Origin of the sequence: Streptomyces sp. NPDC005402 (assembly GCF_040606575.1) — a bacterium.
Classification (GTDB): Bacteria; Actinomycetota; Actinomycetes; order Streptomycetales; family Streptomycetaceae; genus Streptomyces.
Genome location: NZ_JBEXFB010000019.1, coordinates 123,135 through 129,678, shown reverse-complemented (window position 1 = coordinate 129,678; position 6,544 = coordinate 123,135). Strand labels below are relative to the sequence as shown.

The following is a 6,544-nucleotide window of genomic DNA, read 5'->3' as shown; positions in this document are numbered from 1 at the left end:
CGAGCGCGAGCCGAGACACCCCCGATCCTCACCCGCGACCGCAAGGACCCGCCGGGCGGGAGCCTAGGCAGCCGCAGTCCTCAGCCACGACCGAGGGAGGCCGCCGAGCGCGAGCCGAGACACCCCCGATCCTCACCCGCGACCGCAAGGACCCGCCGGGCGGGAGCCTAGGCAGCCGCAGTCCTCAGCCACGACCGAGGGGGGCCGCCGAGCGCGAGCCGAGACACCCCCGATCCTCACCCGCGACCGCAAGGACCCGCCGGGCGGAACCATAGGCTGTCGCGGAGCTCAGCGGCGACCCAAGGGACCCGCCGGGCCGGAGCCGCCCAGGCCGCCCGGTCCGCCCGGGCCACCCACCTCACCCGCGCCGGAGTGCCGCCAGGGCCCGGAGGGCTGCTGGGGAGCCGGACGGGGCGCTGCGTCGGGCTGTGATGTGTCCTGCCCCTCGCCGCCCTGCCCCTCGCCGCCCTGCTCCTCGCGCTCGTCCTCGGCGCGCCGCGCCTGCTGCCAGGCACCGAACCGTTCGCCCGCCTCGCGGGCCTCGACCTCGGTACGGCGTTCCCCCGCGCGGCGGATCTTGTCGGCGCCGGAGAACAGGGCGGCGGTGTACTCCGGGTCGGTGAAGGCCTGTTCGGCGGTGAGGTCGCCGCGCAGCACCCCGCGCGCCATCTCCCGCAGCTTCGGGTCGGGCCCGGTGCTCAGGGTGCGCAGCGCGCGGAGCAGGCTACGGGCCCGCTCCTCGTCCTTCGCGACGCCGAGCAACTCCGCCTGGTCCACTTCACGTCCGTCCGGCACGCGAACCACCCCCTTCCGTACGCCAGTCGCCCCAGTATCCAACAGCCCCGTACGTCACGGGAGTCGGAGAACAGGGCCACCTCCTCACGAGGTGAGCGCGTCCCGCATCGCCTTGGCGGTGACCGCCGGGTCGTAACCATCCGGAACCCCCTCGACCAGGATGATGTCGCCCTCGATGTGCCGCGCCCGCAGCGGGGCGATCTCCTGGTACGCGGCGGAGTCCCACCAGGCCCGCGCCTCGGCGATCCCGGGAAACCCGATCACCACGACATGTCCCGGCCAGCCGCCATCCTTCACCTCGTGCTGCGCGCCGTGCACGAGGAAGCGGCCGCCGTACGGCTCGAAGGTGGCGGTGATGCGTTCGATGTACTCGGCGATCTCCGGGTGCGGCGCGGCTTCCCGCAGGTGGGCTATGGCGTAGGCGGTCATGGTGTCCTCCCGGTCGCTGGGGCTCCGTACACGGAGGAGCCTGGCACGCTGCGTGAAACGGGGTCGATTACCCGAGGGGTAAGCAAGTGGGGCAGCCGGGATGTCGGGGTACGTGCGTGCGAGCAGTTCGGCGAGGGAAGTACCGGTCCGAACCCTCGCGGCGCCTCACGCCCCGGCGCAGCACATCAGGCCGGAGCAACGGGGACAGCGATGCCCACTGGGGCCGGCGAGCCGGATTCCTCGGTCGGCTCGCAGACGGCCGGCAGGATCCACGGCACCGCGCCGGCAGGCGTCAGCCGTCCGCCGCCGCCCTCCTGGCCAACGCCGGCCACCCCGGCAGATCCACCTCGGCCCGGACCGTCTTGCCCGGCGGCGGCTCCCGGTCCAGTACCTCCCAGCGGTCGGCGAGGGCGTCGACGAGAAGGAGACCGCGGCCGCCGTCCTCCAGAGGACCTGAGGACCGTACGACGGGAAAGGGCTCGCCCCGGGTGTCGGTGACCTCCACGCGCACGCTGCCGGTGACAAGGGAGAGCCGTAGCTCGAAGTCCCGGCCCGGGACCCGGCCATGCGTGACCGCGTTGGCGGCGAGCTCGGCGACGATCGCCTCGACCTTCTCAGCGGTCGGGGTGTCGTGCGGGACGCCCCAGTCGTACAGCTGGTGCACGGCGAGGCGCCGGGCGAGGCGGGCGCCCCGCGGGGTCGCGCTGAGACGCTGGGTGAACACACGTACGGTGACCGGGGGTCGGGGGGTGGAAGGCGCAGTCATGTGCCCAATCTGGCGTTCCCGAGGCCGACTTCTCCAGGTCGACACCGCGTACGCCGCGACAGCGTACGCGGTCACGCACTGGACAGTACACGTGACGGAACGTGACCATGGGCGCGGGAGGTGACCGACTGTGGTCGATGGTGGCGGTGAGCCGGAGTCGTCGGACAGCATGCGGACGTTCGGGGCGGTGCTGCAAGCCCTGCGGGAGCACTCGGGGTTGAGCCGGGAGGAGTTCGGGGATCTGGTGGGCTTCTCTAAGCACACCGTGGCGAGTGTGGAGTTGGGGCGCCGGATGCCGGATCTGGTGCTGGTGGAGCGGGGGGAGGAGGTACTGGGGAACACGGGAGCGTTGCGGAAGGCGTTTCCGAAGCTGGGTCGGCAGCCGGGGCTGGCGGCGTGGTTCCGGAGGTGGGCGGGGCTGGAGACGAACGCGATCACTCTGTACACGTACGAATGCCGGCTGATCCCGGGGTTGTTGCAGCCGGAGGCGTATGCGCGGACGCTGTTCACGAACCAGCTCCCCCCGCTGGACGACGAGCAGATCGAGGCTCAGTGGGTCGCGCGAGCGGAGCGTCAACGCCTGCTGCGGGAAAGGCCGAACACGGCCTTCGGCTTCATCCTGGAGGAGCACCTGTTCCGTCGGCGCACGGGCGGAGCCGAGGTGACAGCGGAACTCATCGACCACGTGCTGAAGGTGGCCGAACTGCGGAACGTCGAGATCCAGATCATGCCGACCCAGCAGCAGAACCACGCCGGACTGGACGGCCCCATGCAGCTGCTGGAGACACCGGAGGCCCAGTGGTTCGCCTACTGCGAGGGTCAGCGAGCCGGACTGCTCATCTCCGACCCGAAAGAGGTCAGCGTCCTCCAACGGCGATATGCCAGGATGCGCTCACAGGCTCTTACTCTCACGGACTCGGTGAGCCTGTTGCAGCGGATGCGAGGGGATGTATGAGCAGCACCGAACTGGACTGGTTCAAGTCGAGCTACAGCAGCGGTGGCGACGGCGACTGCGTTGAGATCGCCCACACCCCCACCCTCATCCACATCCGCGACTCCAAGAACCCGCAAGGCCCCCACCTCACCACCACACCCACCCCCTGGACCGACTTCCTCGCCCATCTCGCTCTCACTAAGTGAGCGAACCGGGCTCACGCAGACCGACGCAGTCGAAGGCCCAGAACACCTCCGAGTACACGAACGTGCCCGTCATCCACGGCTCGTAGGCGGACAACCGGGCCACCTGGAACGCCGGTTCGGGAATCCGCAGGGACGGTGAACGGAAGCCCACCGCGTCGGCCCGCTCGAAGCCGCGCGTGCCGTAGTAGTGCGGGGAGCCCTCCAGAAACACCAGCGGGAACCCCGCACCGTCCGCCTCCGCGAGGGCGTGCGCGATGAGCTGGGTGCCGATGCCCCGGCGCTGGAACTCCGGGAGTACGCCCAGCGGAGACAGGGTGAGGACGTCGACGATCCGGCGCGGCGCGTCCAACCGCGCCGCGCTCAGCAGGACATGTCCGACGACCCGGCCGTCGACGGTGGCGACGTAGGACATCGGCGCCGACGCGGCCGCCGCGACGCGAAGTGCCTCCACCAGCCCGGGGACCCGCTCGCCGTCGTCGAACGCGCGCGTATGGACCTCGCGCACGTCCGGGTGGTCGTCAGTGGTCTCCTGCCGGATCACCGGTCCGGCACCAGGCACATCGTGTGACGTCATGGCGGCGAGCGTAGGCCGCGGGCCGGCCCGTACGCGAGGCATTTGCGACCCGCTACGGGCGTGGCCGCACGACACCGGCCAGGGACGCCCTGAAACCCGATGCCGCGCGGCCCCGCACCCCCGGTCAGCCCGAGGAGGCCGCCGGTCCGAAGTCCGCCTCCAGCCGCTCCCTCCACCCGGCGTCCGCCAGCCCCGCTCCCACCAGCACGTCCCGCCAGTCCTCCTTGGCCAGCTGGACGGCGTCGAGGAGCCGGTCGACCCGGCCCTGTCCGCACAACAGCGTCGCGGCGGCGATCCGCTCCTTGTCCTCCTGGTCGCCCCGGTCGGTCAGGTGGTTGACCAGCTCGGTGAGGAGATCGCCCACCACCTCGCCCTCCCGGCCGGGGAAGTCCTCCGCGATGCGCCGTTCGACCCGCACGGTAAGCCCCATTTACCCTCCTTGTCGGCATACGCCCCGATACGGTACCGCGCCCGCCCCTCCCGACACCGCAACCTGTCTCGCAAGAAACTTGACGATCCCTCACTTTGCCTAACTGACAGCCCGCCAACAGCAACCCCTTCTAAGGTGCCGTGTTCATGACAGACACCCCCATGAACGAGACCCCCATGAACGAGTCCCCCGTGAACAAAACCCCCACGACCGGCGCCCCCACGGCCGACGTCCCGGCGCGAGACGCCATCGCCCGCCGCACCGTCCTGGTCGCCACGGGCGCCACCGCCGCCACCCTCGCCGTGGGCGCAGCCGTGGCCGGCGCCCCCACACCGAAGACGGCCGACACCGCCGACACGGCCCCCGTGGCCGCCGCGGCGGTCTGCACCCTCACCAGGGAGATGACCGAAGGCCCCTACTACCTGGACGGCCAGTACGTCCGCTCCGACATCACCGAGGGCAAGACCGGCTTCCCGCTCAAGCTCGCCCTCACCGTCGTCGACGACGACACCTGCGCCACGATCAGCAACGCCCTCGTCGAGATCTGGCACTGCGACGCGCTCGGCGAGTACTCGGGCTACGTCGGCAAAAACGGGCACAACGAGCCCGACAGCGGCACCTTCCTGCGCGGCGGCGTGCTCACCGACGCCAACGGCGTCGCCCGCATCACCACGGTCTACCCGGGCTGGTACATCGGCCGCTGCGTGCACATCCATGTCAAGGTGCACGTGAACGTCACCCTCACCGCCGACGGCTCCTTCACCGGCGGCACCGAACTCCACACCGGCCAGCTCTTCTTCAACGAGAGGATCACCGCCAAGGTCGGCGCACTCGCGCCGTACTCGGCCAACACGGTCACCCGCACCACCCTCGCCCAGGACGGGATCTACGACGACGGCGGCGCCGCGTCCGGCCTCCTGACCCTGACCGCCCTGGGCAGCAGCCCCTCCGCCGGCTACTCCGGGACCTTGACCCTCGGCGTCGAACGCTGATCACGCGTCGCCCGCCGCCCACAGGAGCGGCGGGCGACACCCGTTCAATTGCCCGGGCACTCCTTCCACGCCATGTGGTACACGGTGCTGATGTCGCCGTCGGTCGAGTCCATCGTCATGAAGCTGACCTTGGACGGGGAGGACGTGCCCGCGCTGACGCGGATCTCGGTGTTGATGTTGAAGTTGCGCTGAACTCCACAGGGCGCCCAGACCAGTTGGGCCCAGTCGGTGGTGTCGGTCGCCTGCCAGTTGTCGTTGTAGGCGCCCGAGAAGGGGTGGGTCTTGGCGGCCGTCTGCGAGGAGCCCTGGAAGTAGTACGAGGCTCTCTGCACGGCGCTCGCGCCGGACTGGAGCGAGGCGAAGCCCCGGTAGTCCGCCTCGGCGATGGCGTACGTGAAGCCCGACGGGACGTGGACGACCAGGTTGAGCTGGCAGTTCTTGCGGAACGCCGTGGGGTCGGAGTTGCCGCCGACCTGGGCGAGGTAGTCGCTGTAGGTGACCGTGAACGCGGTGTTGTCCTCGGAGACGGCGACGGCGGCCGTGCCCGCGGGACAGCCGGAGCCGTTCACCGTGGCGACCTTGATGATGATCTTGTCCGGGGGCGGGTCCTCGAACCCGCCGGACGGGTTGTGCGCGGGCATCGCCGCGGTGACGAGAGCGGCGATGGCGCCGCCCAGAAGAAGTCCACTTGCCATGGGGGGTCTCTCCTCTGCGCTGACATGTTGAAGCGTGGAGAACCTGTGTGGTTTCTGTGGAGCACCGCGGCGATCGAATCGTAGGGAGCGGCCTGTGGCGCCGCCAGAGCGAACTCCAGCCATTCCCGCGATGGCTGAACTCACGTGTAAACAGGACTAGTTGGGCGAGTCAGGGGTTCTCCCACGCGGCCGGTTCGGCGGCGAGCCGCCGCACCGGCTCCGGGAGCGCGTCGCCCGCGATGTCGGCGATGGTGACGCCTTCCAGGATCTTGCGGACGTTGGCCCGCAGGGCGATCCACAGGGGGAGCAGGGGCTGCGCGGAACCCGTGTACTCCAGACCGGTGGGCCGCTCGCCGCGCACCGACACGATCGGCCCGTCGACCGCGCGGATGACGTCCGCGACCGTGATGGCCGAGGCCTCGCGCGCGAGCCGGTAACCGCCACCCCCGCCACGCCTGCTGTCGACGATCCCACCGCGCCTCAAATCGCCGAGAATCCCCTCCAGGAACTTGTGCGGGATGTCCTGGACCGCGGCGATGGCCTCGGCCTTCACCGGCTCCGTGCCCTGCCTCACGGCAAGCTCCAGCACCGCCCGTACCGCGTAGTCCGCCCGTGCAGAGATCCTCATACGACAATTGTGCGGCGTTCGGCCGTGGACGATTGCCACGCCACAATAGGCACACCACCCACACCCACGGACGGACTGGCGCTAGCGCGGCACGA

Annotated in this window: 10 protein-coding genes; 3 read left to right on the top strand and 7 right to left on the bottom strand. The window is 70.4% G+C overall.

From position 1 onward, the window contains the following. Nucleotides 1–288: 288 nt before the first annotated feature. The 3 genes from ABZT02_RS31870 to ABZT02_RS31860 all read right to left on the bottom strand — a co-directional run bounded on the left by ABZT02_RS31870 (nucleotide 289) and on the right by ABZT02_RS31860 (nucleotide 1,990). Nucleotides 289–795 carry a hypothetical protein gene (locus ABZT02_RS31870; protein ID WP_356023624.1) on the bottom strand — a complete coding sequence of 169 codons (507 nt, stop codon included), beginning with the start codon at nucleotides 793–795 and terminating at the stop codon, nucleotides 289–291. An 84-nt stretch (nucleotides 796–879) separates the two neighbouring features. Next, nucleotides 880–1,224, bottom strand: coding sequence for a DUF1330 domain-containing protein (locus ABZT02_RS31865; RefSeq protein WP_356023622.1), 345 nt, complete (start codon nucleotides 1,222–1,224; stop codon nucleotides 880–882). A 292-nt stretch (nucleotides 1,225–1,516) separates the two neighbouring features. Then, nucleotides 1,517–1,990: an ATP-binding protein gene (locus ABZT02_RS31860; protein ID WP_356023620.1), complete on the bottom strand. Its 474-nt coding sequence runs from the start codon at nucleotides 1,988–1,990 to the stop codon at nucleotides 1,517–1,519. Between the two features lie 169 nt (nucleotides 1,991–2,159). Here ABZT02_RS31860 and ABZT02_RS31855 point away from each other — a divergent pair, with 169 nt between their 5' ends. Next, entirely contained in the window at nucleotides 2,160–2,945 is a 786-nt protein-coding gene (locus ABZT02_RS31855) for a helix-turn-helix transcriptional regulator (RefSeq protein ID WP_356023618.1), read from the top strand. Continuing rightward, complete coding sequence (locus tag ABZT02_RS31850) at nucleotides 2,942–3,130, top strand: DUF397 domain-containing protein (protein WP_356023616.1); 189 nt, start codon at nucleotides 2,942–2,944, stop codon at nucleotides 3,128–3,130. Before ABZT02_RS31855 ends, ABZT02_RS31850 begins: the two co-directional genes overlap by 4 nt. Here ABZT02_RS31850 and ABZT02_RS31845 read toward each other — a convergent pair. Continuing rightward, nucleotides 3,123–3,704 (bottom strand): N-acetyltransferase, encoded by a 582-nt coding sequence (locus ABZT02_RS31845; RefSeq protein WP_356023614.1) that lies wholly within the window; start codon nucleotides 3,702–3,704, stop codon nucleotides 3,123–3,125. The two genes, ABZT02_RS31850 and ABZT02_RS31845, sit on opposite strands and share 8 nt — an antisense overlap. A 124-nt stretch (nucleotides 3,705–3,828) precedes the next feature. Further along, nucleotides 3,829–4,134 carry a hypothetical protein gene (locus tag ABZT02_RS31840; RefSeq protein ID WP_007381783.1) on the bottom strand — a complete coding sequence of 102 codons (306 nt, stop codon included), beginning with the start codon at nucleotides 4,132–4,134 and terminating at the stop codon, nucleotides 3,829–3,831. 176 nt (nucleotides 4,135–4,310) lie between these two features. Here ABZT02_RS31840 and ABZT02_RS31835 point away from each other — a divergent pair, with 176 nt between their 5' ends. After that, a complete protein-coding gene (locus ABZT02_RS31835) occupies nucleotides 4,311–5,126 on the top strand; it encodes an intradiol ring-cleavage dioxygenase (protein WP_356023749.1) in 816 nt (271 codons plus the stop codon). 44 nt (nucleotides 5,127–5,170) lie between these two features. On the opposite strand, the gene ABZT02_RS31830 is transcribed toward ABZT02_RS31835, so the two are convergent. Continuing rightward, nucleotides 5,171–5,821: a DUF4360 domain-containing protein gene (locus tag ABZT02_RS31830; RefSeq protein WP_356023611.1), complete on the bottom strand. Its 651-nt coding sequence runs from the start codon at nucleotides 5,819–5,821 to the stop codon at nucleotides 5,171–5,173. Between the two features lie 169 nt (nucleotides 5,822–5,990). Then, on the bottom strand, nucleotides 5,991–6,449 hold the full coding sequence (locus ABZT02_RS31825) for an Rrf2 family transcriptional regulator (protein WP_356023609.1): 459 nt from the start codon (nucleotides 6,447–6,449) through the stop codon (nucleotides 5,991–5,993). Nucleotides 6,450–6,544: the final 95 nt, after the last annotated feature.